Origin of the sequence: Nonomuraea longicatena (assembly GCF_039525605.1) — a bacterium.
Taxonomy (GTDB): Bacteria; Actinomycetota; Actinomycetes; order Streptosporangiales; family Streptosporangiaceae; genus Nonomuraea; species Nonomuraea longicatena.
Genome location: NZ_BAAAHQ010000001.1, coordinates 91137 through 117162 on the forward strand (window position 1 = coordinate 91137; position 26026 = coordinate 117162).

Sequence of the window (26026 nt, forward strand, 5' to 3'; positions counted from 1 at the left end):
CCGCACGCGCTCCGCCGTACTCGGTCTGTTCTCTCCCCTCCGTCACGGCGGAGCCGCCCCCACGCGCCCCGCCGCAACGGCTCCCGGCCTCTCCCGCGCCCCTCGCCCCCGCGCTCGCCCGCCGTGACGACGCCCCTTACGCCCCGACCACGGACGCCGCGTGCCGCAGGATGCGCTGGTTGACCAGGTCGGGCACGTCCAGGGCGATGGAGTGGCCCACGCCGGGCACGAGTTCGACCTCCGCCGCCGGCAGCACCCGGGCCAGCCGCCTGGCCACGGCCGGCGAGTCGTGCATGGTGCTGGCGGCCCCGAACACCATCTGCACCGGCCGGTCCACCCGGGCGAGTTCCTCGTCCGTCAGCGGGACCATGGGCGGCAGCGCCTGCTCGAACAGGTACAGGCCCGCGAGGGCGGCCTTGAGATCCTCGAACCGGTTGAGCGAGTCCGTGTGCAGCAGCCGGGCCAGCGGAGGCCGGATCGCCTTGGGCAGATACCCGACGATCCCGCAGCCCAGCCCCCAGGACATGTGGCGGATGCCGGCAACCCTGAAGGCGGCCGGATCCAGCAGCGTCATGCCGAGCACCCGGTCGGGGGTGTGGATCGCGGCGAGGAGGGACTGCCAGCCGCCGTAGGAGAAGCCGACCAGGTAGGCGGCCGGGACGTCGATCGCGTCGAGGGTGTCGGTGAGCCAGGTGGTCAGGTCGTGGACGCCGGTGTAACGGCGGGTGTGGACGCTGCGGCCGGCGCCGCCGACCGGGTCGACGAGGTACACCGGATGCTTGGCGCCGATCGGGCCGCTGCTGTAGATCCAGCCCAGGCTGTTGCCGCCCATGCCGGGCAGGAACACCACGGGGGTGCCCTCGGTCGCGCCGGTGCGGTAGAGGCGGGTGGTGCCGAACGTCGTCGGCGCGTCGATCGCCTCCAAGGGGACCGGCCAGTTACGGATGACCTCGTCGTAGCCCGCGAGGTACCGCCTTTCTGCCTGGGCGCTGCGGAAGCGGGCGATTCCGCTGGTGCTATCTGTCATCGGTTCTCCTCACACTTTTGATGAGTCATCTGTATCATAAAAATGTGCCGAAGAGAGTTGATCATGTCGAACGGCGGCGCCAGATCGCCGAGGCCGTCGTCCGGATAGCCGCCACCCGAGGGTTGCAGGAAGCCAGCATGCGGGAGGTGGCGGCGGAGGCCGGGGTGTCGCTGCGGCTGGTGCAGTACTACTTCCACACCAAGGAGGAACTGCTCAGCGGGGTGCTCGGGCACCTGGGGGAGCGGATCGGCCGGCGTGTGCAGGACGCCGTCGCCGCGCTCACGGAGCCGGTCGCGCCGGCGGCGTACCTGCGGGCCATGCTGGGGGCGCTCATCCCGCACGACGAGGACGGGCGGCAGGTCATGCTCGCCTACACCGCCCACTTCACGCTCACCCTGAGCCAGCCCCACCTCGCGCCCGAAGGGCTCGCCCAGGCGGAGGCGTTGCGGGGCTCCGTGGCCGGTCGCTTCCAGCAGGCACGCGACAGCGGCCACCTGGCGGCGGCAGGCGACCCGGAGACGCTGGCCGCCACCGCTCTGGCCCTGGTGACGGGCCTCCAGTTGTCCGTCCTGGCCAACCAGCACCCCGCCGCCCACGCCACGAGCCTGCTCAACGCCCATCTGGACCACCTGTTCGCCCCCTCGGCGTGAACCGGCCGCCGACGCGGACACGCATTTCGCTAAGGGGCGTAACCCAGCACGTGATCGCGCAGCAGGGCTGGCGCGGCCGGGTCGCCTTTCTGGAACGCCTCGATCAGCGGCAGATGGTCGGCGGCGTTCTCCTGTGCCTCGGTACGGAACAACCGGATCGACAGGTGTGTCCAGACCTCCACGCCGAGCGACTCCCACACCGACAGCAGCACCGCGTTGCCGGAGGCGGCGACGATCTCGCGATGGAAGGCGATGCCGTGCTCGACCTGCGCGGCCAGGCAACCGTCCGAGGCCGCTCGGTCCATGGCGGCCAGGTGGTCGCGCAGCGCCGCGACCGGCGGGTCGCCGAGCCGGGCGGCGGTCTCCTCCAGCCCGGCCCGCACCTGGTACACCTCGCGCAGGTCGTCGGCGGTGACGGCGCGCACGCGGGCCCCCTTGTTGGGCAGCGTCTCGATCAGGCGCAGCGCCTCCAGCTCGCGCAGCGCCTCGCGGACCGGGGCCTGGCTGACGCCGAGTTCGGTGGCGAGGCGGCGTTCGACGATGCGCTCGCCGGGCGACCACCGGCCGCCGACCAGGCCCTCCAGCAGGATCCTGCGGATCTCCTCGCGCAGTGGCGCGCGCACTACGGGCTTCACGCAGCCATTAAAGCGCCTCCCATGACCCAATGATCGATCATTGGGTGTTTAATGGATTCATGGAGAAGGATCTGGATCCTCAGGAGACCGCCGAGTGGTTGGAGTCGCTTGAGGCGGTCCGTCGGGTCTCCGGCCCCGACCGGGCCGCTTACCTGCTGCGGAGGCTCGCCACCGGTTCCCGCTATGTCAACACCGTGCCCACGGCGCAGGAACCGCCCTATCCGGGCGATCTCGCGCTCGAACAGCGCATCGCCGCATACGACCGCTGGAACGCCGCCGCCATGGTCAGCAGGGGCAGCAAGCTCGGCCTGGGCGGGCACCTGGCCACCTACGCCTCGGCCGCATGGTTGTACGAAGTGGGTTTCAACCACCACTTCCACGGCACCGACGACCAGGTCTACTTCCAGGGCCACGCCTCGCCCGGCGTCTACGCCCGCGCCTTCCTGGAGGGCAGGCTGACCGAGGCGCACCTCGACGCCTTCCGCCGCGAGACCCTCGGCGGCCTGCCGTCCTACCCGCACCCCCGCGCGCTGCCCGGCTTCTGGCAGTTCCCGACCGTGTCGATGGGCCTCGGCCCGCTCAACGCCGTCTACCAGGCGCGCTTCAATCGTTACCTGCACCATCGCGGCATCAAGGACACCTCGCGCAGCCACGTGTGGGCCTTCCTCGGCGACGGCGAGATGGACGAGCCCGAGTCCACGGCCGCGCTCACCCTGGCCGCCCGCGAGGGTCTCGACAACCTCACCTTCGTGATCAACTGCAACCTCCAGCGCCTCGACGGGCCCGTGCGCGGTAACACCCGCATCGTCCAGGAGCTGGAGAGCGTCTTCACCGGTGCCGGTTGGCACGTGGTCAAGGCGCTGTGGGGCGAGGAGTGGGATCCCCTCCTCCAGGACGACGCCCTCGTGGCCCGCCTGGGCGAGCTGCCGGACGGCCAGTTCCAGACCTTCGCCGTCTCCGACGGCGCCTACATCCGCGAGCACCTGTTCGCGGGCCTGCCGAGCGACCTGTCCGACGACGACCTGCGCCGCGTCGTCGGAGGTTCGCGCGCCGGCCACGAGCCGCGCAAGATCCACGCCGCCTACGACCTGGCCCGGCGCCACACGGGCGGGCCCACCGTCGTGCTCGTGCAGACCGTCAAGGGCTGGACGCTCGGCGCCGGGGTCGAGGCGCGCAACGCCAACCACCAGATGAAGAAGCTCACGCTGGAGGAGTTCCGGGTGATGGGGGAGCGCCTCGGCCTCCCGGTGCCCGCCATGGACGGGGAGTTCCCGCCGTACCTCCACCCGGGCGAGGACTCGCCCGAGGTCCGCTACGTCCGTGAGCGCCGCGCCGCCCTCGGCGGCCCGATCCCCAGCCGCTCGTACGCCGAACGCCCGCTGCCCGCCCCGCAGGAGCGCCCCTTCGCGGCCCTCGCCAAGGGCTCCAAGCAGCCGGTGGCGACCACGATGGCCTTCGTCCGCCTGGTCAAGGACCTCATGAAGGACCCGGAGACCGGCCGTCGCTGGGTGCCGATCGTGCCCGACGAGGCCAGGACGTTCGGCATGGAGTCGCTGTTCCCGACCGCCCGCATCTACAACCCGCTCGGACAGCGGTACGACTCGGTCGACCGCGAGCTGCTGCTGGCCTACCGGGAGGCGGCAGACGGGCAGATCCTCATCGAGGGCATCACCGAGGCGGGCTCGATGGCCTCACTCACCGCCGCCGCCACGAGCTACGCCACGCACGGCGAGCCGATGATCCCGTTCTACATCTTCTACTCGATGTTCGGCTGGCAGCGTACCGGTGACCAGATGTGGGCCATGGCCGACCAGCTCGGGCGCGGCTTCCTCATCGGCGCCACCGCCGGCCGCACCACGATGACCGGCGAGGGGCTGCAGCACGCCGACGGGCACTCCCAGCTCATCGCCTCGACCAACCCCGCCTGCCTGTCCTACGACCCCGCCTTCGCCTACGAGGTCGGGGTGATCGTCCGTGACGGGCTGCGCCGCATGTACGGCCCGGCCGCCGAGAACGTCTTCTACTACCTGACCGTCTACAACGAGCCCCTGCCGCAACCGCCGATGCCGGCCGGTGCCGGAGAAGGTGTCGAGGAAGGCATCGTCAAGGGCATGTACCGCTACGCCGAAGGCGGCGGCGAGGCCCACATCCTGGCCAGCGGCACCGCCGTCCACTGGGCCTTGGAGGCCCAGCGCCTGCTGGAGGAGGAGTACGGCGTCGGCGTGGACGTCTGGTCCGTCACCTCCTGGAGCGAACTGCGCCGCGAGGCGATGGCGACCGACGGCGTGCCGTACGTCCGTCAGGCCCTGTCGGGGACCGGCGGCCCGGTGATCGCGGTCAGCGACTGGATGCGGGCGGTGCCCGACCAGATCGCGCCGTGGATCGACCGGCCGTGGACCTCGCTCGGCACCGACGGGTTCGGCCTGTCCGACACGCGCGAGGCCGCGCGGGCGCATTTCGGGGTGGATCCGCGCTCGATCGCCGACGCGGTCCTGAAGGCGACGGCCTCGACCTGACCTGCGCGTGGAGCACACAGTAAAGAATTGTGGAAAAGGGGCAAATGTCTTGAGATGTCCGTGTCGCCCGGTTTAGCGTGCCTAGCAAGTGCTCGACCAACCGGGCGGCACCGGCTCGAAAGGGGGCGGGGATCCCCATGCGACGCATAAGGAAGGTCAAGACGCCGGCCAAGCGGCGTCCGCTCCAGAGTGCCGACCTGGATCTGCGATCCCCTTCCGGTCGGACACTTCCCTACTGAAACGCTCCTTACGGCCAACTTACTGGTGTATCTGTAGATAACATATGTAACAGAAACATCACGCCGGGGGGCTGAGAAGATATGAACAGACTTGTGGTGGTGCCACCGCACATCGCCAGGCACAAGGTTCGCGACATCAGGTCGGCCGAGCGCCGCAGACGCGCCGTCCGCGACCCGAAGGTCGTCGATCTGCGCGCCTACAGCGGTCGCAACGTCCTCAGATTTCCGGACGGGCCGGTGCCTGCCGCATGAGTCAGCTCTGGTACAGCTTCTCGCGGTACGACGGCCCGTAGTACGCCTCAAGCTCCTCGACGCTCTCGGTCACCGACTGCACCTCCTTGACGAGCCGGGCGTGCGACGGCAGCCCGTCCGGCACCCACTCGTCGGGACGCCACAGCGCCGAGCGCAGGAACGCCTTGGCGCAGTGGTGGAAGACCTGCTCGATCTCCACCAGCAGCGCCAGGCGCGGCCGGTGCCCCTTGACGATCATCTCGTCGAAGAACGGCGCCTCACGCAGCAGCCTCGCGCGGCCGTTGACGCGCAGCGTCTCGTTGCGGCCGGGGATCAGGTAGATCAGCCCGACGTGCGGGTTGGCGAGGATGTTGCGGAAGCCGTCGGCGCGGCGGTTGCCGGGCCGGTCGGGGATCGCGATCGTGGTGTCGTCGATGACGTGGGTGAAACCGGCCGGGTCGCCCTTGGGTGAGACGTCGCAGGTGCCGTCCGCGGCCGAGGTCGCGATCAGGCAGAACGGCGAGGCCGCCAGCCACTCCTTGTCGCGCTCGTGGAGCCGCGCGCGATCCTTGTTCGCCGCCCTGGGCGGCACCTCGCCCAGGATGCCGTGGAGTTCTTGCTCTTCGGTGATCTCAACCCAACTCATGTCCCTATTGTCAGCTATGGGTTAGCCGGCGCAGTTGCCCCATGAGTCGCGGCCGCCCGACGCCTGCACCCGGCCCTTGGGGTCGCGGGTCCATCCGGCGTACTTCACGCACTTCCAGCTGCCGTCGATGTGGCCGGTCTCGGCGTAGTGCTTGTACTTCTGGCGGTCCTCGGACCGGCCGCCGCCCTTGACCTCCAGGTAGGCGCCGGTGTCGGTGCGCACGCCCGCGTACGTGGTCTTGACCGCGGTGACGCAGTTGCGGCCGGTGCGCTTGTTGTACATCAGGTAGACGTGGCCGAGGACGGCGCCGTCGCGCAGCTTCATGGGCCGGTGGCCGTCGGCGACGCGCTTGAAACCGGGGCCGCAGATCTTCTCGGGTGTGTAGGCGGCCGAGGCGGCGTGTGCGGTGGCGGGCAGGGCGACCAGGCCGGCGAGGGAGAGGGCGGCGGCGGCGATCGTTCGCGTGAGCAACATGCGTTCCTTCGGCTGGGTTACGGACATCGACGATCTTCGCCGCCGTTCCGGTCCTACGCAAACCCGATGTGTGGAAATGTCGATATTTCTCGGGTGGGCGGCTCAGCCCGAAGGCTCACGGGGAGCGGGCCTGGTCTCGTGTGAAGGCGGGGCAGTGTCCTGAGCGGGGCCGTCCAGGTCGGTGCCGTGCCCCGGGCCCGCCTCGCCCTGGCCAATGGGCGCGAGGGCGTTCCCCGCTCCCCGGCCGGCGGACGCGAGAGTGCCGTCGGCCTCATGGCGACCGGCGGATGTGGCGGTGCCGTCCGTCTCGCCCCGGCCGGTGGAGGCGAGGTTGCCCTGTGCGGCCCCCGGCTCGTTCCGGTCGGCGGGCCGGAGTGCGGAGATGACCCGGTCGGCCTCGGTGTCGGCGGCGAGGTCCGAAGCCTCTCTGCGCCTGATCACCACCAGGTGGTCGACGGAGATCCGGCCCGCGCCCACGATCCCCAGCAGGACGGCGGCCGCGCCGAGCGCGACCAGCTCGTTGGCGCTGACCGGGTTGATCGGCCGCGCGACCAGGAACACCGCCAGTGCCTCAAGGAACAGCACCACCCCGGTCACCGGTACGGCCAGCCCCGCAACCAGCAACGCGCCGCCGATGAGCTCGGCCAGCATGGTCACCGTCGCCCACGAGCCGGGGGCGGGAGCGCCCTGCCGGGCGAACGACTCACCGGTCGCGATCAGCCCGAGCTGCAGTTTCGTCCAGCCGTTGGCGAAGAACAGGCTGCCCACGGCGACCCGCGCGACCAGCGCCGCTAAATCCCGCAGGACCTGACTCACGCTAGAAATCTGCCCTGATCCGGACTTCACACACTTCGCCCCCGTCTGAGCAGCACCGCGACCGCGAACGCGGTCACGCCCAGCAGCGCGACGCTGACCGCGATCGTGATGTGCAGGGCGTCGACGAACGCCCACCGCGCGGCCCCCAGCAGCGCCGCCCCCGGATCCCCGCCGACGCCTGCGGCCACGTGCGCGGCTCCCGCGAGCGACTGCCTGGCCTGGTCCATGCCGTCGGCGGGCACCCCGGGGATGGCGGGTACGGCAGGGGCGTAGGCGATGGTGGTGATGGTGCCGAGCACGGCGACCCCCAGCCCGGCACCGAGTTCGTAGGCGGTCTCCTCGACGGCCGCCGCACCGCCCGCGCGACGCTCGTCGCAGGAGGACATGATGGCGTCGGAGGCGGCCAGCAGCGCGACCTGCACGCCGAAGCCGATGCCGAGGAAACAGACGGCCAGCAGCACCGGATGCCCTTCGACGCCCCAGCCCAGTGTGGGTGTGAGCGACACGGCGACCAGGGCGAGGCCGCCGCTCATGGTGACCCGCATGCCGAGCCTGGGCAGCAGGTGCGCGGCCACGAGCCCGCCGAGGATCGCGGAGACGACGAGCGGCAGCATGCGCAGCGCCGCCTGGAAGGGGGTGTCGCCGAGTACCAACTGGAGGTACTGAGCCAGCATGAGCTGCAGCCCGACCAGGGAGAACACGCCGAGCAGCACTCCGGCGACCCCGGTGCTGAACTCGCGCCGGCGAAACAGGTCCACGTCGAGGAGGGGGGTGGCCAGGCGGCGCTGGCGCCGTACGAACCAGAACAGGAGGGCGATCCCCAGGCAGAAGACGAGCGCGGCGGCGCCGCGCGGCATCACCCCGCCCGAGCCCGCCTCCTTGAGGCCGAAGGCCAGGGTGAGGATGCCGAGGACGGACAGCACCGCGCTGAGCGGGTCCCAGCGCCCGCGTCCGCGCGAGCGCGACTCCGGCAGCAGCCGGGCGGCGGCGGGCAGCAGCACCAGCAGGATCGGGACGTTGACCAGGAAGACCGCACCCCACCACAGGCCGACGAGCAGCCCGCCGACCAGGGGCCCGACGGCGGCGCCCGCCGCCGCGACGGCGCTCCACACGCCGAGGGCGAAGGCGCGTTCGCGACGGTCGGTGAAGACCTGCCTGATGATCGAGAGTGTGGCGGGCATGATCATTGCGCCGCCGACGCCGAGCAGGGCCCTGGCGGCGATGAGGGTGGCCGCGTCGGGGGAGAGCGCGGCCAGCGCGGAGGCGAGGCCGAACAGCACGAAGCCCGTCAGGACCAGGCGTTTGCGCCCGTACCTGTCGCCCAGCGTCCCGAACAGCACCAGGAGGGGCGCCACGACGAGGGAGTAGACGTCGATGATCCACAGGAGCTGGACGGCGGAGGGTTCCAGCGCGGCCGTCAGCGCGGGGACCGCGATGTGCAGGACGGTCGCGTCGACGGTGATGAGCAGCAGGCTCAGGCACAGCAGGACGAGCACGGCCCAGCGGTTGCGCACCGGCTCGGGGCCTGGGCGCCGGAGGGCGGGCGCGGGGCGGACGGCGGTCATGCGACCGTCGGACGTCGGGCCCTCCTGAACATGCGTGGCAGCTTAGGCGAAGACCGGCACCCGGCAAAGGAATATCGAGTGATTCGCCCCGCCACCCACCTCATACAGGGATATGTCGGTGTAAATGTGGGCAGGCGAGGTCACATGGCAGCACCGACGTCATTACCGTATCCCTGTAACGGTCACGGCTACCTGGCGTGTCAGGTCCGCCCAATCCCCCGTCCGGTGCGGTATAACCGGGGTCGTACCGGGGAGGCGTGATGCGGGAGACCGGCAGGGCCCGACCGGCGGGAAGGACCGCCGCCAGGGATCTGTTCGAGCAGGTGCGGCTGCGATATTTCCAGCTCCCTCCGGCCGTGCGCAAAGCGCTCTACGTCGGCGTGCTGGTGGTCGCCGTCGGCATGGGGGCCGCACTCGGCTGGGAGCTGTTCGCGACCTTCCTCACCAGCCTGACGCTGCTCGGCTTCGCCGCCCTCACCCTCCACTTCCCGCGCGCCGCCGCGACCGTGCTCGTCGTGGCCGCCTGGAGCACGCTGGCCTTCGCCGTCTTCTCCCACCTGTTCCCCCGATCCTTCGTCCCCACCCTCCTGCTGGTGCTCGGCGTCCTGGTGGCGGGCGCCGCCCACCTGATCCGGTGGGTACCGCCGTGGCTGACCACGCTCATGGCCCTCGCCCCCGCCGGCGCGCTCGCCGCGGCGCTGTCGCCGGTGTCGGAGTCCATCGCGCTGTGGGCCGCCGTCGGGTGCGCCGCGATCGTCCTCGTGGTGCGCTTCATCGCCGCCCGCCGCGCGCGGGCCCGGCTGAACGCCGACGAGCAGGTCCGCGTCAGGGTCCGCGAGGGCAGGCAGGAACAGCCGCAGGACCGCGCCGCCGCACCCCAGCCGATCTCGGTCGAGGAGGCGCTGGCCGAACTGGAGAACATGATCGGACTGGCCCCCGTCAAGGAGCAGGTGCGCTCGATCGCCGCCTCCATCGAGGCCACCCGGCTGCGCGCCGAGGCGGGCTATGCCGCCGAGCGCCCCACCAGGCACTTCGTGTTCGTCGGCCCGCCCGGCACCGGCAAGACCAGCGTCGCCCGCACCCTCGCCAAGATCTTCTACGCCTTCGGGCTGCTGGAGACCCCGCAGGTGGTCGAGGCACAGCGCGCCGACCTGGTCGGCGAGTTCCTCGGCGCCACCGCGATCAAGACCAACGAACTGGTCGACCGGGCGCTCGGCGGCGTGCTGTTCATCGACGAGGCCTACGGCCTGGTCAATTCGGCGGACGGCCAACCCGACCGCTTCGGCGCCGAGGCCGTGCAGACCCTGCTCAAGCGGGCCGAGGACGACCGCGAACGGCTGATCATCATCCTGGCCGGCTACGAGCAGGAGATGACCGGCTTCCTCGCCTCCAACCCCGGCCTGGCCAGCAGGTTCGCCACCCGCGTGCGCTTCCCCAGCTACGCGCCGGGCGAACTCGCCGACATCACCGCGCTGCTGCAGCGGCGCAGGGGCGACCGCATGGCGCCCGACACCGCCGCCGCCCTCCTCGGGCGCTTCGAGGACGTCCACCGGCGCGCGCTGGTCGACGAACTCGGCAACGCCCGCTTCGTCCGCAGCCTCGTCGAGGCCGCCGCACAGGCCCGCGACGTGCGGGTCGTCGGCGCGGGCGGCACCCCGAGCACCGAGGACCTGGTCACCACCGCCACCGCCGACGTCACCAAGGCCTTCGACGAGCTCACCTCCAGGTTCCGCGGCCACACCGCCACGCCGACCCTTGAGGAGGCACTGGCCGACCTCGACCGCATGGCCGGGCTGCTGCCGGTCAAGCGGCAGGTCCACGCCATCGCCGCCCAGCTCCAGGTCGCCCGGATGCGGCAGGAGCGCGGCCTGCCCACGCCGCCGCAGACGCGCCACTTCGTGTTCGTCGGCCCGCCCGGCACCGGCAAGACCACCGTGGCCCGGGTGCTCGGGCGCGTCTTCGCCGCGCTCGGGCTGCTGTCGCGGCCCGACGTGGTCGAGGCCCACCGCGCCGACCTCGTCGGCCAGCACCTCGGCGCCACCGCGATCAAGACCAACGAACTGGTCGACCGGGCGCTCGGCGGCGTGCTGTTCGTCGACGAGGCATACAGCCTGGTCAACCCCGGCTACGCGGGCGGCGACGCCTTCGGCGCCGAGGCCGTGCAGGCCCTGCTCAAGCGGGCCGAGGACGACCGCGACCGGCTGGTCGTCGTGCTCGCCGGGTACGAGCGCGAGATGGACGCCTTGCTCGCCACCAACCCCGGCCTCGGCAGCCGCTTCAACCAGCGCGTCGCCTTCCCCAGCTACACTCCCGGCGAACTGTCCGAGATCGCCGCGCTGCTCGCGGACAAGTCGGGCGACCGCTTCGACGAGGCCGCGCTGCGCGACCTCGACGAGGTGTTCGGCTGGGTGTGCGGAGAGCGCCTGATCGACGGCCTCGGCAACGGGCGCTTCGCCCGCTCGCTGTTCGAGCGGGCCGCGCTCCGGCGCGACGTGCGCCTGGCCGCGCTCGGCGGCGACGCCAGCTCCGCCGAGCTCACCACCATCACCAGCGCCGACGTCCGCGCCGCCGTGGACGAACTTTCCGGACGCTAACCAGACGCCACTTTGGCACTTGCCTGCGACCCGACCGTCACATGGTGTAGCACTATGACTACGGAGGGGAGGGGTCGATGGCGGGTTTCCTGGTGCGCAGGGTGCTCAACTACGTGGTGCTCGTCGCCGTCGCGTCGAGCCTCGCCTATATGCTCGCCGCCGTCGCGCTCGACCCCCGCTCCAACTACGCCGACCGCACCCCGCCCCCGCCGCCCGCCGTCGTCGACGCCCAGCTCAGCGCGCTCAACCTCAACGACAAGACCCCGCTCATCCAGAGGTATGCCACCTGGGCCGCCGGAGTCCTGCACGGCGACTTCGGCAGAAGCGTCACGGGCGCCTCCGTCAACGACGACATCCAGCGGCGCATCGGCGTCACCTTCCGGCTCGTCATGCTGGGCCTGATCTGCGGCAGCCTGGTCGGCGTGATCGTCGGCGCCTACGCCGCGGTCAAGCAGTACGGCTGGTTCGACCGGCTGAGCTCCGCCCTGTCCTTCGTGGTGCTCGCCATCCCCGTCGTCGTGCTGGCCACCATGCTGATCATCGTCGGCACCTGGGCCAACGACAACGTGTTCGGCTTCAAGCTCTTCCTCGTCAGCGGCGAGTACTCCGTGGGCCTGCAGGCCGGGTTCTGGGGCAGCCTGCTCGACCGCCTCCAGCACCTCATCCTGCCGACGATCTCGCTGTCGCTCGCCCTCATCGCGACCTTCAGCCGCTACCAGCGCAACATGATGCTCGACGTGCTCGACGCCGACTTCATCCGCACCGCGCGGGCCAAGGGGCTGAGCAGGCGGGCCGCGCTGACCAGGCACGCGCTGCGCACCGCGCTCGTGCCCGTCGTCACCTACTTCGCCTTCACCTTCGGCACGCTGCTGACCGGCGCCACCTTCACCGAGAAGATCTTCGGCTGGCACGGGCTCGGCGAGCAGCTCATCAACTCGATCTTCACCAACGACGTCAACACGGTGGCCGCCATCGCCTTCCTCGCCGCCGTCGCGATCCTGCTGGCCTCGCTGGCCGCCGACCTCATGCACGCCGCCCTCGACCCCCGGGTGCGAGCCGGATGAGCCTGCAGGAGGAGGAACTCGCCGAGGAACTGACCGTCCCCGCACGGCCGCCGTCGCGGCTGCGCACGGTCGCCCGCCGCTTCTTCCGTACGCCGCAGGGGCTGGTGGGCTTCGCCGTACTGGCGCTGATGTTCCTGCTGGCCTTCGTCGGGCCGCTGTTCAGCCCGTGGACCTACACCGACAAGGACTTCACCGCCTTCCTGCAGCCGCCCTCGCCGCAGCACTGGTTCGGCACCCTGCAGACCGGCGCCGACGTCTACGCCGTCACCCTGCGCGGCATGCAGAAGTCGCTGATCGTCGGACTGCTGGCCGCGCTGCTGTCCACCGCGCTGGCCGCCCTGATCGGCGCCTTCGCCGGATACTTCCTCGGCTGGACCGACCGCGCGCTGAGCTGGTTCACCGACCTGCTGCTGGTGCTGCCCGCCTTCCTCATCCTCGCCATCATGTCGCCGCTGTTCGGCACCGGGCAGTGGCCGCTGTTCGTGGTCATGCTGGCGCTGTTCCTGTGGATGGTCACCTCCAAGATCGTCCGGGGGATGACGGTGTCGCTGAAGCAGCGCGAGTTCATCCAGGCGGCCAGGTTCATGGGCGTGCCGCCCGCGCGCATCATCTTCCGCCACGTGCTCCCCAATCTGTCGTCGCTGCTCATCGTCGACGCCACCCTCAACGTCAGCGCCGCCATCCTCACCGAGACCTCGCTGTCGTACTTCGGCTTCGGCATCCAGCCGCCCGACGTGTCCTTCGGCACCCTCATCGCCGACGGCGCGGGCACCGCCACCTACGCGCCCTGGACGTTCTGGTTCGTCGCCGTCCTGCTGGTGGTCACCGTGCTCGCCGTCAACCTGGTCGGCGACGCGCTGCGCGACGCCTTCGACCCCGCCGCCGCCCACCGGGGCAGGCGCCGATGACCGAACCCGTGCTCGAAGTGCGCGACCTGTGCGTCTCCTTCGGCGACGTGCGGGCGGTGCGGGGAGTCAGCTACGCCGTACGGCCCGGCGAGGTCCTGGGCATCGTCGGCGAGTCCGGCTCCGGCAAGTCGGTCACCTCCGCAGCCGTCATGGGCCTGCTGCCGCCCGGTGCCCGCGTCACCGGCTCGGTCCGGCTGCACGGCAAGGAGCTGATCGGCGCCCGTGAGAAGGAACTGACCGCCCTGCGCGGCAAGACCGTCTCCATGGTGTTCCAGGACCCGCTGTCCGCGCTCACCCCCGTCTACCGGGTCGGCGACCAGATCGCCGAGGCCGTGCGCGTACACCAGCGGGTGAGCAGGGAGCAGGCCATGGTCAGGGCCGTCGAACTGCTCGACCTGGTCGGCATCCCCCACCCGGCCGAGCGCGCGCTGGCCTTCCCCCACGAGTTCTCCGGCGGCATGCGCCAGCGCGCCGTCATCGCCATGGCGATCGCCAACGACCCCGACGTGATCATCTGCGACGAGCCGACCACCGCGCTCGACGTGACCATCCAGGCCCAGGTGCTGGAGGTGCTGAAGACCGCCCAGCGGGAGACCGGCGCCGCCATCGTCATGATCACCCACGATCTGGGGGTGGTGGCCGGGTTCGCCGACCGCGTGCTGGTCATGTACGCGGGCCGGCCCGTCGAGGTCGGCGCGGTCGACGACATCTACTACCGGCCGCGCATGCCGTACACGGTGGGGCTGCTCAACTCCATCCCACGCCTCGACCAGGGCGAACGCAGGCCGCTGGTGCCGATCGAGGGGGCGCCGCCGTCGCCGTCCGCGCTGCCGCCGGGCTGCCCGTTCGAGCCGCGCTGTCCGCTGGCGCTGCCCGAGTGCAGGGGCGCGGAACCGGCGCTGACCGAGGTGGCGCCCGGCCACGAGGCCGCCTGCATCCGCTGGGCCGAGGTCACCGCCGCGCCTCCGCCCGCGGCGTCCGCGGCGGCGTTCGTGCTGGAGCCGAGGACGGGCCGCGAGGTGGTGCTGCGGGTCGACCGGCTCGTCAAGGAGTATCCGCTGATGCGCGGCTCGGTCTTCAAACGCCGGGTCGGCACCGTCCACGCGGTCGCGGGCGTCAGCTTCGACGTCCGCGAGGGCGAGACCCTGGGCCTGGTCGGCGAGTCCGGCTGCGGCAAGACCACCACCCTCATGGAGATCCTGGAGCTGGTGCGGCCGCAGAGCGGCCGCATCGTCGTCCTCGGCCGCGACACGGCCGGGCTCGGCGGCGGGGACCGCATGGCCATCAGGCGCGACCTCCAGGTCGTCTTCCAGGACCCGCTGGCCTCGCTCGACCCGAGGATGACCGTCCACGACATCCTCCTTGAGCCGCTGCGCACCCACCGGCGCCGCCGCGCCGCGCGCCGCGTGGGCGAACTCCTCACGCTCGTCGGCCTCGACCCCTCCCACGCCGCCCGCTACCCGCAGGACTTCTCCGGCGGCCAGCGCCAGCGCATCGGCATCGCCCGCGCGCTCGCCCTCGAACCCCGGCTGCTCGTGCTCGACGAGCCCGTCTCCGCCCTCGACGTCTCCATCCAGGCCGGAGTGATCAACCTGCTGGGCTCGCTCAAGCAGCGGCTCGGACTGTCCTACCTGTTCGTCGCCCACGACCTCGCCGTGGTCCGCTACATCGCCGACCGGGTGGCGGTCATGTACCTCGGGCGCATCGCCGAGATCGGCCACGTCGACGCCGTCTACGACACCCCCATGCATCCCTACACCCGGGCCCTGTTGTCGGCGATCCCGCTGCCCGACCCCGCGCAGGAGCGGACCCGGCGGCGCATCCTGCTCGACGGCGACCTGCCGAGCCCCGCCGACCCGCCGTCCGGCTGCCGCTTCCGCACCCGCTGCCCCGTGTTCAGGGGGCTGTCGCAGCAGGAGCGGCGCCGGTGCGCGGACCTTGAGCCGGACGTCCGGCCCTTCGGCCGCGACCACGGCGTGGCCTGCCACTACGCAGACAAGCTCGAAGTCGTCTAGATCCACGAGGAGTGCGCGCATGAAGGCAGCACGACTGGCCATGGCGGCCGCCCTGACAGGCGCGCTCGCCCTTTCCGGGTGCGCGAGCAAGGGCGGAGGCGGCAGCGGCGGCGTGAGCGGCCCGGACACCGGCACGTCGGTCAAAGCCTTCGACATCAACCTCCAGCCGCGCGAGCGCGTCAAGGACGGCGGCACCCTGCGCTGGGGCATCAACGAATTCCCCTCGCAGTGGAACCGCAACCACGTCGACGGCAACCTCGCGGTGGCCGCCCAGGTCAGCAACGCGTTGCTGCCGTCGGCCTTCATCTCCAACGAGAACGCGGAGGTCCGGGTCAATCCGGACTACGTCGCGCAGGCCGAGGTCACCTCCACCGACCCCAAACAGGTCATCACCTACACGCTCAACCCCAAGGCCAGATGGTCGGACGGTGAGCCGGTCACCTGGGCCGACTACGCGGCCCAGTGGAAGGCGCTCAACGGCCGCGACAACGCCTACCGGATCGTGTCCGCCACCGGTTACCAGGACATCGAGAAGGTCGCCAAGGGCAAGGACGACTACGAGGTCGTGGTCACCTTCAGCAGGCCGTTCGGCGAGTGGAAGTCGCTGTTCGGCCCGCTGCTGCCCCGCTCGACCAACGCAAACCCGCAGCAGTTCAACAACGCCTGGCTGAACCGCATCCCGGTGACGGCGGGCCCCTTCCGGTTCAAGGGCTTCGACCAGACCGCCAAGACGATCACGCTGGTCCGCGACGACAAGTGGTGGGGCGACCGGGCCAAGCTCGACCAGATCATCTACCGGGCCTCCGAGCAGGACTCCCTCATCGGCGCGTTCGGCAACGGCGAACTCGACATCACCGACATCGGTCCGTCCGCGCCCGACTACGCGCGTGCCAAGGCCACCAAGGACGCCCAGGTACGGCAGGCGGCCGGCCCCGACTTCCGGCACCTCACCTTCAACGGCTCCACCGGCCCGCTGAAGGACCCCGCCGTCCGGCAGGCGATCCAGCTCGGCATCAACAGGCAGGCCATCGCGCAGTCCGACCTCCAGGGTCTCGACTGGCCCTCCACGCTGCTCAACAACCACTTCTTCATGAACACCCAGGAGGGCTACCAGGACAACGCCGGCGTGCTCGGCGTCTACAACCCGGAGAAGGCCAAGCAGCTTCTCGACGCCGCCGGGTGGCGGCTCAGCGGCGCCGTACGCCAGAAGGACGGCAAACCGCTCAGCCTGCGCTTCGTGGTGCCGACCGGCGTACAGCTCAGCAAGTCGGAGGGCGAACTGGTGCAGAGCATGCTCGCCCAGATCGGGGTGCAGCTCACCCTTCAGGCGGTGCCGAGCGACGACTTCTTCACCAAGTACGTCATCCCCGGCAACTTCGACATGACGCCGTTCTCCTACATCGGCACCCCGTTCCCGCTGTCCAGCAGCTACGGCGTCTACGTCGACTCGCCCGACGGCGGCAAGACGTGGAACGCCAACTTCGGGCGCAGCGGCTCGCCGGAGATCGACCAGGCGATGTCGCGGGCGGCCCAGTCGCTCGACCCGGCCGCCGTCCGCGCCGACACCAACGCCGCCGACGCCCTCATCTGGAAGGAAGTCAACGTGCTGCCGCTCTACCAGCGCCCGCAGAACGTGGCCGTCGCCCGGTCGCTGGCCAACGTGGGCGCGCGCGGCTTCTACGACCTGCGCTACGAGGACATCGGCTTCACCGGCTGACCCTACTCGGCTCGCTCGGCCCGGCCGAGCCGCCAGTAGCCCATGAAGGCCACGGCGCGGCGGTCCATGCCGCGCTCGGCCACCAGGTGCCGCCGCAACGTCCTGATCACCGCGGCCTCACCGGCCAGCCAGGCGTAGACGGAGCCGGACGGCAGCGTCTCCTCCGGCACCTCCCACAACTCGGTCGTGTCGACGTCCACGTCCTCCAGGTCGCCGCCCGTCGTCCGGCGGGGCAGCACCCGCTCGGCGGCGTCCTGGACGGCGGGCACCAGCAGGCCGCCCCATGCGGCGCCCTCGCGGGCCAGCCAGCTCACCTTCACCCCGGCGGGCGCCTTCACGGGCAGCACGTCGCCCGCGTGCGGCACCTCCAGCAGCGCCTCCCCGGCGAACCCGTCGGGCAACTGCGACAGGATGGTGAGGATCGCGGGGGTCGCGGTCTCGTCACCGGCCAGCAGCACGGTCCCGCAGTCGGCGGGCGGCCGGAACTCCAGGCCGCCGTGGACCCCGTCGAAGCGGGAGTCGGGGCCGAACAGCACCGCCTCGCCGCCCGGTTCGACCCGGTTGATCCACTGGGCGGCCGGGCCGCCGTCGCCGTGGAGGACGAAGTCCACGTCCACCTCGCCGCGTTCGGCCCGCACCGCCCGCACGGTGTAGGTGCGCAGCGGGTTGCGCACCTCCTCCGGCTGGCCGCGCCAGGCCGCGAACCAGTCGGCGCCGCGCGGGAATCCGGACACGCCGTGCGCCGGGATCGGCAGGACCACCTTGATGCGCTGGTCGAAGCCGTTGTCCGCGAAATGGCGCAGGTCCTCGCCGGCGAACGTCACACGGGCGAACGACGGGCTGAGTCGCGCCAGCCCCCTCACCTGGACGTCGAATGTGCGGAAAGGTGCGATCACGAAGAACTCCTCACGGGGACGCCGCTGTGGTGGCGTCCCATCGGTATGACCATCGGGGTCTCGCTGACGGGGTCGAGGGCGACCCGGCAGCGCAGGCCGAAGACGTCCTGCACGGTCTCGGCGGTGACGACGTCGGCCGGTGCGCCCTCGGCGGCGATCCGGCCGTCCTTCAGCGCCACCATGTGGTCGGCGTACCGGCAGGCCTGGTTGAGGTCGTGCAGGACCATGACGATCGTGCGGCCCTCGTTCCTGTTGAGGTCCACGACCAGGTCGAGCACGTCGATCTGGTGGGCCAGGTCGAGGTAGGTGGTCGGCTCGTCCAGCAGCAGCACGGCGGTCTCCTGCGCGACGGCCATCGCGATCCAGGCGCGCTGGCGCTGCCCGCCGGACAGCTCGTCCACCGGGCGGTCGGCCAGCTCCGCGATCCCGGTGGCGGCCAGGGCGGCGCGCACCGCCCGCTCGTCGGCCGTCGACCACTGCCGCCACCACGTCTGGTGCGGCGAGCGGCCCCGGTTGACCAGGTCGAGCACGGTCAGGCCCTCCGGCGCGACCGGCGTCTGCGGCAGGATGCCGAGCCGCTGGGCCAGTTCCCTGGTCGGGATCGACTGCAGCGCCCTGCCGTCCAGGCGGACCGCGCCGTGCCTGGGCCCCAGCAGGCGGGCCAGCGCGCGCAGCAGCGTGGACTTGCCGCAGGCGTTCGCACCGACGATCGCGGTGATGCGGCCGGGCGGCACGACCAGGTCGAGGTCGCGCACGATCGGCTCGCCGTCGTAGGCGAGACTGAGGCCGTCGGCGCGCAGGTCGGGTGTGGTCATGGGTCAGCCTCCTGAACCGGCGCGGTTGACGCGGACGAGCAGCCAGAGCAGCACCGGCGCGCCGAGCACGCCGGTGACGATCCCGACCGGCAGCTCTCCGCCGGGGATCAGGACGCGGGCCGGCAGGTCGGCGCCGAGCACGACCAGCCCGCCGGTCAGCCCCGACACCAGCGGCGGCGGCCAGGCGGTGCCCGCGAGCCGCTGGGCGATCTGCGGCGCGGCCAGCGCCACGAAGGCGATCGGACCGGCCGCAGCCGTACCGAAGGCGACCAGGCCGACGCCGGTCAGCAGCAGGCCGAGCCGTACGCGCTGGACGGGGGTGCCGAGCCCGGCGGCGACGTCGTCGCCGAGTTGCAGTGTGCGGCACAGCCGGCCGAGCAGCAGCGCGGCGGGCACGAGCACGAGCATCGCCCCCATCAGCGGTACGGTCCCCGCCCACCCCCGCCCGTTGAGGTTGCCGACCAGCCAGCCGAGCGCCGCCTGCGCCTGGAACTGACCGCCGTGCGCGAGCAGGTAGTCGGTGGCGCTGGTGCACATCCACGACAGGCCGATGCCGACGAGGACGATCCGGTAGCCGGTGGTGCCGCGCCGCCAGGCCAGGACGTACACGAGCAGCGCCGTCACCAGCGCGCCGAGCAGCCCGACCAACTGGGTGCCGAGCCCGCCGTCCCAGCCGAGCACGATGGCGGCCACCACCGCCGTGCCGGCGCCCTGGGTGAGGCCGATCATGTCGGGGCTGGCCAGCGGGTTGCGCGTCATCGTCTGGAACAGCGCGCCGGACAGGCCGAAGGCGACGCCCACGAGCAGCCCGGTGGCCACGCGCGGCAGCCGCAGCTCCTGGACCACCACGACCGTGCCCGGGTCGCCCGCGCCGACCAGCGCCGCCGCGACCTCGCCGAGCCCGATCGGGAACTCTCCGGCCGCGAGGCCGAGGCAGCCCAGCAGGAACGCCAGCGCGCCCGCACCGGCGCCGGTGGCGACCAGGCGCAGCCGCAGCGTCCCGGAGACGGGCGGCGCGGCCAGGCGGAAGTGCCTGGTGGCGGTCAGGCTCATAGCTCGGCCAACCTGCGGCGGCGGACCATCATCACGAAGAAGGGGCCGCCGACGAAGGCCATCAGCACACCCGCCTGGATCTCCGCAGGGCGCACCAGCACCCGGCCGAGCACGTCGGCCGCGAGCAGCACGCACGGCGCCAGCAGCGCCGACATCGGCAGCAGCCATCGCTGGTCCGGCCCGATGCCCGCCCGCTGGGCCAGCATCCTGGCCAGGTGGGGGACGACCAGGCCGAGGAAGACGACCGGGCCGATCGCCGCGACGGCCGCGCCGGTCAGCAGCGTGATCGCCAGCACCCCCTGCAGCCGGACCAGGCCGAGTCGGCGGCCGAGCGAGGCCGCGACGTCCTCGCCGAGCGCCAGGCTGTTCAGCGCGGGCCCGCACGCGAGCGCGAGCAGCGCGCCCACGACGACGAACGGCAGCAGCCGCACCACCCCGTCGCCGGACTGGTCGGCCAGCGAGCCCGCCGACCAGAACCGGTAGCGGTTCAGCGTCTCCGGGCTGGTCAGCACCACCGCGCTGGTGAGGGACGACAGCAGCGCGGTCACCGCCACCCCGGCCAGCGCCAGCTTCACCGGCGTGAGCCCCGAGCGGCCGAGCCTGCCCAGCGTGTACACCACGACGCTGGCGGCCAGGCCGCCCGCGAAGGCGAACCAGACGTAGCCGTGGACGGCGCTGACGCCGAGGACGCCCACCGCCACCACGATGCCGAACGCGGCGCCCGCGCTCACGCCGAGCAGGCCGGGGTCGGCGAGCGGGTTGCGGGTCAGCGCCTGCATCAGCGCCCCCGCCACGCCGAGCGCGGCGCCCGCGAGTACCGCCACCGCCGTACGGGGGATCCGGACCGACCAGATCACGTTGCCGACGCCGGCGTCGGGCGCGGCGCCGCCCAGGGCGTCGAGCACCTGGCCGAGCGGCACGGCCCGGGCGCCGAGCGCCAGCGACAGCGCGCACAGCGCCAGCAGCAGCACGGCGAGGGCGGCGGGCGGCAGCCAGCGGCTCACGAGGCGCTCTGCTCGACCTCGGTGGCCGGGTCGCCGTCCACGGCGGCGGCCAGGCGCGGGGCCAGCCGCTCGATCACGTACGGCAGGCTCAACACCGTGACCTGGGAGAAGGCGGCGCCGAACTCGTCGTTCTCGCCCAGGTAGACGTCCCTCGCCTCCTTTGCGACCTTCAGGTCCTTGTACAGGGCGTCGGCGCGGACCTTGGCGGGATCCTTGACCGGGTCGGGGACGGTCCACACGATCGCGTCCTGGTCGAGCAGGTCGCCGCGCTCCTTGCTGATGCTCGCGCCGAACTTGTCGCCGATGACCGTGTCGAGGTCGGCGGGCAGCTTCAGGCCGAGCGAGGCCAGCGTGCGCGAGCGCGGGTCCTGCGAGCCGTACACGAAGAAGCCCTCGTACGGCGTAGCCACGACGGCGCTCTTGCCGACGATGGCCGGGTGGGCGCGCTGCGCCTGTGCGAATTTCGCGGCCACGTCCGTGACGAGCCGGTCGGCCTCGGCCGCCTTGCCGAGGGCCGTGCCGACGAGCTTCGTCTGCTCCTGCCACGGGATGCCGAAGTCGCGGAAGCCGGCGGGCTGGGCGAGCACCGGGGCGAACTTCGACAGCGTGGCGTACTGCTCCTTCGTCAGCCCCGCGTACAGGGCGACGATCAGGTCGGGCCGCAGCGCCGCGATCTTCTCGACCGGCGGGCCCGTGCCCGCGTCCTTCAGCACGACCGGCAGGGCGGCCGAGCCGAGCCGGTCCTTGGCCCAGGGGCCGACCGCGCCGGGGAAGCCGCCGAACCACTCGGTGGTGGCGACCGGCACCTTGCCGAGCGCGAGGACCGCGTCCTGGTCGGTGAGGCCCACGGTGAGGATGCGCTGCGGCTCGGACTTCACCGTGGTCTGACCGAACTTGTGGCTGATCGTCACAGGGAAGGCGGCGTTCACCGGAGCGGCGGCCTGGCCTTGGGGCTGTGGGGCTGCTCCGCCGCCGCACGCGGTCAGCGTCAGGAGGAGGGCGGCCGCCGCCGCGGTGATACGGAACATCAGCTGTCCTTGCCTGTCTCGGTGGCGTTCTTGTCGTTCCAGGCGGCCCAGTGGGCGGCGTAACCGCCACCCGCCGTCCGCAGCCGGTCGTGGGGGCCGTGCTCGACCACGCGGCCGCCGTCCATGACGACGACGCGGTCGGCGCTCGCCGCCTGGGTGAGCCGGTGCGCCACGATCAGCGCGGTCCTGCCGTCGAGGGCCCGCTCGATCGCCCGCTCCAGCGCGCGGGCGCCGGAGCTGCCCGCCTCCGCCGTCGCCTCGTCGAGTACGGCCACCGCCGGGTCGGCCAGCACCAGCCGGGCCAGCGCGAGCTGCTGCCGCTGGGCGCCCGTCAGCCGGTGGCCGCCCTCCCCGACGACCGTGGCGAGGCCGTCCGGCAGTGCCCGCACCCAGTCCAGGGCGTCCACCGTGGCCAGCGCCGCGTGCAGTTCGCCGTCCTCGGCCTCGGGGCGGGCCAGGCGCAGGTCATCGGCCAGCGCTCCGGCGAAGACGTGGACCTCCTGCGTCACCATCGCGACCCCGTCGGCCGCCACGACCACGCCCGCCGTCGGCCGGTGCACGCCCGCGACGAGCTTGGCCAGTGTGGTCTTGCCCGCGCCGCTCGCGCCCACCAGCGCCACCCGCTCGCCCGGCTCGATGTCCAGGTCCACGTCGTGCAGCACCGGACGGCCCGGCTCGTAGGCGTGGTGCAGACCGCGCACGCGCACCCCTTCGGCCGCGCCGCCCGTCCCGCGCTCCTGCGGCGGCGTCAGATCGGCCACGCCCACCAGGCGTGACAGGCTCGCCGTCGCCGACTGGGCGTCGTCCAGCAGCGCGAGCGCGGTGTTCACCGGGCCGAACAGACTGTGGAAGTACAGGGCGGCGGCCGTCGCCGTGCCGATGCTGGCCGAGCCGTCGCGCACCAGCAGCACTCCTGCCGCGAGCACGCCCGCGAGTCCCAGGTACTCCGCCAGGTGCAGGCGGCTGTAGAACCGCAGTGCCAGCCGCACTCCGCGCATGGTCAGCTCGACAGCCGCCCGCGACCGCTCGGTCACCCGGTCGGTGTGCTCGTCCTCCGCGCGCAGGCCGCGCACGGTGCGTGCCCCGCCGATCGTGTCGAGCAGCCGCTGCTGCTGGTCGCCGGTCGCCACCCGCTGCTTCGCATAGAGGGGTACGGCGTTGCGGACGTACCAGCGGGCCGTGTGCACCTGCACCGGCACGGCCACCAGCGCCGCCACCAGGAAACGCCAGTCCAGCAGCGCCAGCGCCACCAGCGTCAGCGCGATCGTCAGCAGCGAGCGCGCCAGCGCGGGCAGCGCCGAGCGGACCGCCTGCGCCACCTGGGTCACGTCCCCGGTCACCCGCGCGGTCAGGTCGCCGGACCCGGCCTTCTCCACCCGCTCCAGAGGCAGGGCGAGGACCCGCTCGACGAAACGTTCCCGCAGGTCGGCGAGGGCGGTCTCGCCGAGGCGCGCGACCCGTGCCAGCCCCCAGGCCGTCAGCCCGCCCTGCGTCACGGCCACCAGGGCCAGCAGGGCGACCGGTACGGCGAGCTCGGCGGGCGGACGGCGGCCCGCGACCAGGTCCACGACCCAGCCGAGCAGCGGCTGCGTGAACAGCCCCACCGAGGTGGCCGCCACCAGCAGGGCGAACCCCGCCGCCGCCAGTCTGCGGTGCGGGCGCACGACCTCCAAGACGGCGCGCCTGGTCCGCGCGGGGGTGGCGGTGGGCAGCAACTCACGCCCGCTCATGCCAGCACCGCCGCGCGGTAGGACGGGTTGTGCTCCAGGAGGTCGGCGTGGGACGCGGCGGCGCTCGCGCGGCCGTGTTCCAGGAGCACCACCCGGTCGGCGACGGCCAGCAGCGCCGGGCTGGTGGTCACGACGATCGTGGTACGGCCCTGCCGCAGCCGCCTGATTCCGGCGGCGATGCGCTGCTCGGTGACGGCGTCCACGGCGGTGGTCGGATCGTGCAGCACCAGCACCGGCCGCTCGGCCGCGAGCGCCCGCGCCAGCGCGACCCGCTGCCGCTGCCCGCCGGACAACGTGTTGCCGCGCTCACCCACGGGCGTGTCGGCGCCCAGGGGGAGCGAGCCGGCGACCTCGTCGGCCGAGGCGGCCGCCATGGCCGCACCGACCGTCGGGCCGACCGTCGGGCCGGCGCGCAGGGGAGCCGGTGGGGTGACGTTCGAGAGGAGGGTCCCCTCGAAGAGGATCGCGTCGTGCTCGGCCACCAGTACGGCCGCGCGCAGCCCGGCCGGGTCGAGGTCGCGAAGGGGCAGGCCGTCGAGTTCGACCGTGCCCTCCTCCGGGTCCGCGTGCCGGGCCAGGCAACGCAGCAGCGCCTCGGCCTGGGCCGGGTCCGCCGAGGCCACGCCGACGAACTCGCCGGGCGCGACGTCGAGGTCGAGCCCGCGCAGTCCGCCGTGGGTGACGGCGCGCAGCCGTAGCGCACCTTCGACCCGCTCGGGCAGCGCGCGCGAGCCTCCGGGCACCGCGTGCGGCGCCGACAGCAGTACGCCCACGCGGGCGGCGGACGCCCGCCCCTGGGCCAGTTCGGCGTTCACCCACGCGAACAGCTGCAGCGGGCCCTGGAGGAACAACGCCAGCCCGACCAGCGACACGAGCTGGCCCAGAGTGATCGTGCCGTCCGCCGCGAACCGGCCGCCGACCAGGACGAGCAGGGCGACGAACACACCCGTCAGCGCCAGCACCACGCCGTTCTGCACCGCCTCGGCGCGCGCCGACCGCAGCGTCGCCTCCAGAGAGTCCCGGCTGGTACGGCGGTAGCGCGCCACCGCCGCCGCCCCCGCGCCGATGCCCTTCAGCACCCGCAGGCCCGCCACCAGGTCGGCCGCCATGCCCGAGGCGTGGGCGGCCCGCTCCTGCTCGACCTCGCTGCGGCGCTCCAGCGGTTTGCTCAGCGCGTGACCGAGCCACAGCAGCGCGGGCACCCCGGCCAGGACGATCAGGCCGAGCGGGACGGACATCCGCAGCAGCACCACCGTGGCGACGACCAGCCCCGCCAGCGCGGCAGCGCCGGCCATCACGGCCACCAGGACCGCGCCGACGCGGCGGACGTCCTCGGTGGCGATGTTCGCCAGTTCGCCGGGCAGCCGGTCCGCGTCGGCTCCGCCCCTCGGGTGGAGGACCCGGCCGACGACCTGGAGACGCAGGTCGTGGGCGGCTTCCTGGGCGGCCCGCTCGCCCGCGCGGGCGCCGTGACGGTAGCTCAGCGACAGCCCGACGTAGACGAGCGCGAGCACCAGCAGCCACCAGCCGAGCCGGCCCCAGTCGGCACCCGCCACGCCCTGGTCGATGGCGACGCCGATGAGGACGGGGACGAGTGCCTCGCCGGCCTGGTGCCCGGAGGTGAGCACCGATCCGGTGACCAGGAGCCGCCGTTGGGTGCGGATGGTGCGCAGCAGTACATCACGCCCGGATTTCACCGGCGCTCCTTCGATTGCGGGGGAGGGGACGGAGGGGTTCTGAGGGGACACGCAGGCATGCCGACGGCCCGCCCGGCCGTACAACTGAGGGGAACCTAACTAAGGCGAGCCTAAACTAACATTCCCTCATTCCGTCCAGTCCCACCACCCCACACCGCCACATTTCCCCCCAACTCATCGCGGTGCCGTCAGGCACTCCTGTGGCTTGCCGGTCTTCGCCCTGCTGGTGCCCCGGTTCGGGGAAAGGGGCGGGCGGTGAGGATTTCGACATGCAGGTGTATACAAGGGCAGATGAGTGTTGAGCTGACATGGCCGCAGATCCTGGCCTGGCGTTTGCGCAGGCAGCACGTGTCGGAGCCGGACGCCGCCGACGCCGTGGCCGTGGCACGGCGGCTGTGCGGCGTGCAGTCCCAGGTGGCCTCCTCGGCCCGCCTGGCGGTGGCCCTGCGCACCCCGGCCCCCGACGTCGAGGATGCGCTCTGGCGGCGCCGTACCCTCGTGAAGACCTGGATCATGCGCGGCACCCTCCACCTGGTCCCGAGCGATCAGCTCGCCGACTACTGCGCGGTGCTGTCCACCCAGCGCTTCTGGGAGAAGGGCTCGTGGCATCGCGGCCACGGTGTCACGGCGGCGGAGATCGAGTCGATCATCGACGCCGTCCCGAAGGCGCTCGGCGACCGGCAGCTGACCCGCGACGAACTCGTCG

At 72.3% G+C, this 26026-nt stretch carries 22 protein-coding genes; 9 read left to right on the forward strand and 13 right to left on the reverse strand.

Annotated features, from left to right (window positions below; genetic code table 11):
* Positions 1-136: 136 nt before the first annotated feature.
* Positions 137-1027, reverse strand: a complete 891-nt coding sequence (locus tag ABD120_RS00445) for an alpha/beta fold hydrolase (RefSeq protein WP_343947587.1) — start codon at positions 1025-1027, stop codon at positions 137-139.
* Positions 1028-1071: 44 nt separating this feature from the next.
* Between ABD120_RS00445 and ABD120_RS00450 the strand changes: the two genes are divergently transcribed.
* On the forward strand, positions 1072-1677 hold the full coding sequence (locus ABD120_RS00450; protein ID WP_343947589.1) for a TetR/AcrR family transcriptional regulator: 606 nt from the start codon (positions 1072-1074) through the stop codon (positions 1675-1677).
* A gap of 29 nt (positions 1678-1706) precedes the next feature.
* Here the strand turns inward: ABD120_RS00450 and ABD120_RS00455 are convergent, their stop codons facing one another.
* Positions 1707-2312, reverse strand: a complete 606-nt coding sequence (locus ABD120_RS00455; RefSeq protein ID WP_343947590.1) for a GntR family transcriptional regulator — start codon at positions 2310-2312, stop codon at positions 1707-1709.
* A 59-nt stretch (positions 2313-2371) separates the two neighbouring features.
* Here ABD120_RS00455 and aceE point away from each other — a divergent pair, with 59 nt between their 5' ends.
* On the forward strand, positions 2372-4828 hold the full coding sequence (aceE, locus tag ABD120_RS00460; RefSeq protein WP_343947591.1) for a pyruvate dehydrogenase (acetyl-transferring), homodimeric type: 2457 nt from the start codon (positions 2372-2374) through the stop codon (positions 4826-4828).
* A gap of 320 nt (positions 4829-5148) precedes the next feature.
* Positions 5149-5319 carry a hypothetical protein gene (locus tag ABD120_RS00465; RefSeq protein ID WP_343947592.1) on the forward strand — a complete coding sequence of 57 codons (171 nt, stop codon included), beginning with the start codon at positions 5149-5151 and terminating at the stop codon, positions 5317-5319.
* A gap of 1 nt (position 5320) precedes the next feature.
* Here the strand turns inward: ABD120_RS00465 and ABD120_RS00470 are convergent, their stop codons facing one another.
* From ABD120_RS00470 to ABD120_RS00485, 4 genes are all read right to left on the reverse strand, one after another.
* Complete coding sequence (locus ABD120_RS00470) at positions 5321-5944, reverse strand: pyridoxamine 5'-phosphate oxidase family protein (protein ID WP_343947593.1); 624 nt, start codon at positions 5942-5944, stop codon at positions 5321-5323.
* Positions 5945-5965: 21 nt separating this feature from the next.
* Positions 5966-6418, reverse strand: coding sequence for a hypothetical protein (locus tag ABD120_RS00475; protein ID WP_343947594.1), 453 nt, complete (start codon positions 6416-6418; stop codon positions 5966-5968).
* Positions 6419-6520: 102 nt separating this feature from the next.
* Positions 6521-7234 carry a DoxX family protein gene (locus ABD120_RS00480; RefSeq protein WP_343947595.1) on the reverse strand — a complete coding sequence of 238 codons (714 nt, stop codon included), beginning with the start codon at positions 7232-7234 and terminating at the stop codon, positions 6521-6523.
* Between the two features lie 26 nt (positions 7235-7260).
* Complete coding sequence (locus ABD120_RS00485) at positions 7261-8799, reverse strand: MFS transporter (RefSeq protein WP_343947596.1); 1539 nt, start codon at positions 8797-8799, stop codon at positions 7261-7263.
* Positions 8800-9059: 260 nt separating this feature from the next.
* On the opposite strand from ABD120_RS00485, the gene ABD120_RS00490 reads away from it, so the two are divergent.
* The 5 genes from ABD120_RS00490 (at position 9060) to ABD120_RS00510 (ending at position 17097) form a co-directional block, all read left to right on the forward strand.
* Positions 9060-11393 carry an AAA family ATPase gene (locus ABD120_RS00490; protein ID WP_343947598.1) on the forward strand — a complete coding sequence of 778 codons (2334 nt, stop codon included), beginning with the start codon at positions 9060-9062 and terminating at the stop codon, positions 11391-11393.
* A 77-nt stretch (positions 11394-11470) separates the two neighbouring features.
* The gene (locus tag ABD120_RS00495; protein WP_343947599.1) at positions 11471-12457 is read left to right on the forward strand and encodes an ABC transporter permease; all 987 of its coding nucleotides are present in this window, start codon (positions 11471-11473) and stop codon (positions 12455-12457) included.
* Positions 12454-13365, forward strand: coding sequence for an ABC transporter permease (locus tag ABD120_RS00500; RefSeq protein WP_343947600.1), 912 nt, complete (start codon positions 12454-12456; stop codon positions 13363-13365). The genes ABD120_RS00495 and ABD120_RS00500 overlap by 4 nt, the downstream gene beginning before the upstream one ends.
* Complete coding sequence (locus ABD120_RS00505) at positions 13362-15380, forward strand: dipeptide ABC transporter ATP-binding protein (RefSeq protein ID WP_343947601.1); 2019 nt, start codon at positions 13362-13364, stop codon at positions 15378-15380. The genes ABD120_RS00500 and ABD120_RS00505 overlap by 4 nt, the downstream gene beginning before the upstream one ends.
* Positions 15381-15399: 19 nt before the next feature.
* Complete coding sequence (locus ABD120_RS00510) at positions 15400-17097, forward strand: ABC transporter family substrate-binding protein (RefSeq protein ID WP_343947602.1); 1698 nt, start codon at positions 15400-15402, stop codon at positions 17095-17097.
* Positions 17098-17099: 2 nt separating this feature from the next.
* Here ABD120_RS00510 and ABD120_RS00515 read toward each other — a convergent pair whose 3' ends face one another.
* Genes ABD120_RS00515 through ABD120_RS00545 form a run of 7 tightly spaced genes read right to left on the reverse strand, consistent with a single transcriptional unit; the run spans position 17100 to position 25320 of the window.
* A complete protein-coding gene (locus tag ABD120_RS00515; protein WP_343947603.1) occupies positions 17100-17993 on the reverse strand; it encodes a siderophore-interacting protein in 894 nt (297 codons plus the stop codon).
* Positions 17990-18808, reverse strand: coding sequence for an ABC transporter ATP-binding protein (locus ABD120_RS00520; RefSeq protein WP_343947604.1), 819 nt, complete (start codon positions 18806-18808; stop codon positions 17990-17992). Before ABD120_RS00520 ends, ABD120_RS00515 begins: the two co-directional genes overlap by 4 nt.
* A 3-nt stretch (positions 18809-18811) precedes the next feature.
* Positions 18812-19861 (reverse strand): FecCD family ABC transporter permease, encoded by a 1050-nt coding sequence (locus ABD120_RS00525; RefSeq protein ID WP_343947605.1) that lies wholly within the window; start codon positions 19859-19861, stop codon positions 18812-18814.
* Positions 19858-20865: a FecCD family ABC transporter permease gene (locus ABD120_RS00530; RefSeq protein WP_343947606.1), complete on the reverse strand. Its 1008-nt coding sequence runs from the start codon at positions 20863-20865 to the stop codon at positions 19858-19860. The genes ABD120_RS00525 and ABD120_RS00530 overlap by 4 nt, the downstream gene beginning before the upstream one ends.
* Entirely contained in the window at positions 20862-21893 is a 1032-nt protein-coding gene (locus ABD120_RS00535; protein ID WP_343947608.1) for an iron-siderophore ABC transporter substrate-binding protein, read from the reverse strand. The genes ABD120_RS00530 and ABD120_RS00535 overlap by 4 nt, the downstream gene beginning before the upstream one ends.
* The gene (locus ABD120_RS00540) at positions 21893-23623 is read right to left on the reverse strand and encodes an ABC transporter ATP-binding protein (protein WP_343947609.1); all 1731 of its coding nucleotides are present in this window, start codon (positions 23621-23623) and stop codon (positions 21893-21895) included. Before ABD120_RS00540 ends, ABD120_RS00535 begins: the two co-directional genes overlap by 1 nt.
* A complete protein-coding gene (locus tag ABD120_RS00545; RefSeq protein WP_343947611.1) occupies positions 23620-25320 on the reverse strand; it encodes an ABC transporter ATP-binding protein in 1701 nt (566 codons plus the stop codon). The genes ABD120_RS00540 and ABD120_RS00545 overlap by 4 nt, the downstream gene beginning before the upstream one ends.
* A 291-nt stretch (positions 25321-25611) precedes the next feature.
* Here ABD120_RS00545 and ABD120_RS00550 point away from each other — a divergent pair.
* The coding region (locus ABD120_RS00550; RefSeq protein WP_343947612.1) for a DNA glycosylase AlkZ-like family protein at positions 25612-26026 on the forward strand (415 nt) is incomplete at its 3' end.

Bases quoted from the DNA above. Each gene is read 5' to 3' on its own strand.
- ABD120_RS00445 (WP_343947587.1), bottom strand. From the start codon at position 1,027: ATGACAGATAGCACCAGCGGAATCGCCCGCTTCCGCAGCGCCCAGGCA.
- aceE (WP_343947591.1), top strand. From the start codon at position 2,372: ATGGAGAAGGATCTGGATCCTCAGGAGACCGCCGAGTGGTTGGAGTCG.
- ABD120_RS00465 (WP_343947592.1), top strand. From the start codon at position 5,149: ATGAACAGACTTGTGGTGGTGCCACCGCACATCGCCAGGCACAAGGTT.
- ABD120_RS00470 (WP_343947593.1), bottom strand. From the start codon at position 5,944: ATGAGTTGGGTTGAGATCACCGAAGAGCAAGAACTCCACGGCATCCTG.
- ABD120_RS00475 (WP_343947594.1), bottom strand. From the start codon at position 6,418: ATGTTGCTCACGCGAACGATCGCCGCCGCCGCCCTCTCCCTCGCCGGC.
- ABD120_RS00485 (WP_343947596.1), bottom strand. From the start codon at position 8,799: ATGACCGCCGTCCGCCCCGCGCCCGCCCTCCGGCGCCCAGGCCCCGAG.
- ABD120_RS00490 (WP_343947598.1), top strand. From the start codon at position 9,060: ATGCGGGAGACCGGCAGGGCCCGACCGGCGGGAAGGACCGCCGCCAGG.
- ABD120_RS00495 (WP_343947599.1), top strand. From the start codon at position 11,471: ATGGCGGGTTTCCTGGTGCGCAGGGTGCTCAACTACGTGGTGCTCGTC.
- ABD120_RS00500 (WP_343947600.1), top strand. From the start codon at position 12,454: ATGAGCCTGCAGGAGGAGGAACTCGCCGAGGAACTGACCGTCCCCGCA.
- ABD120_RS00505 (WP_343947601.1), top strand. From the start codon at position 13,362: ATGACCGAACCCGTGCTCGAAGTGCGCGACCTGTGCGTCTCCTTCGGC.
- ABD120_RS00510 (WP_343947602.1), top strand. From the start codon at position 15,400: ATGAAGGCAGCACGACTGGCCATGGCGGCCGCCCTGACAGGCGCGCTC.
- ABD120_RS00520 (WP_343947604.1), bottom strand. From the start codon at position 18,808: ATGACCACACCCGACCTGCGCGCCGACGGCCTCAGTCTCGCCTACGAC.
- ABD120_RS00525 (WP_343947605.1), bottom strand. From the start codon at position 19,861: ATGAGCCTGACCGCCACCAGGCACTTCCGCCTGGCCGCGCCGCCCGTC.
- ABD120_RS00535 (WP_343947608.1), bottom strand. From the start codon at position 21,893: ATGTTCCGTATCACCGCGGCGGCGGCCGCCCTCCTCCTGACGCTGACC.
- ABD120_RS00540 (WP_343947609.1), bottom strand. From the start codon at position 23,623: ATGAGCGGGCGTGAGTTGCTGCCCACCGCCACCCCCGCGCGGACCAGG.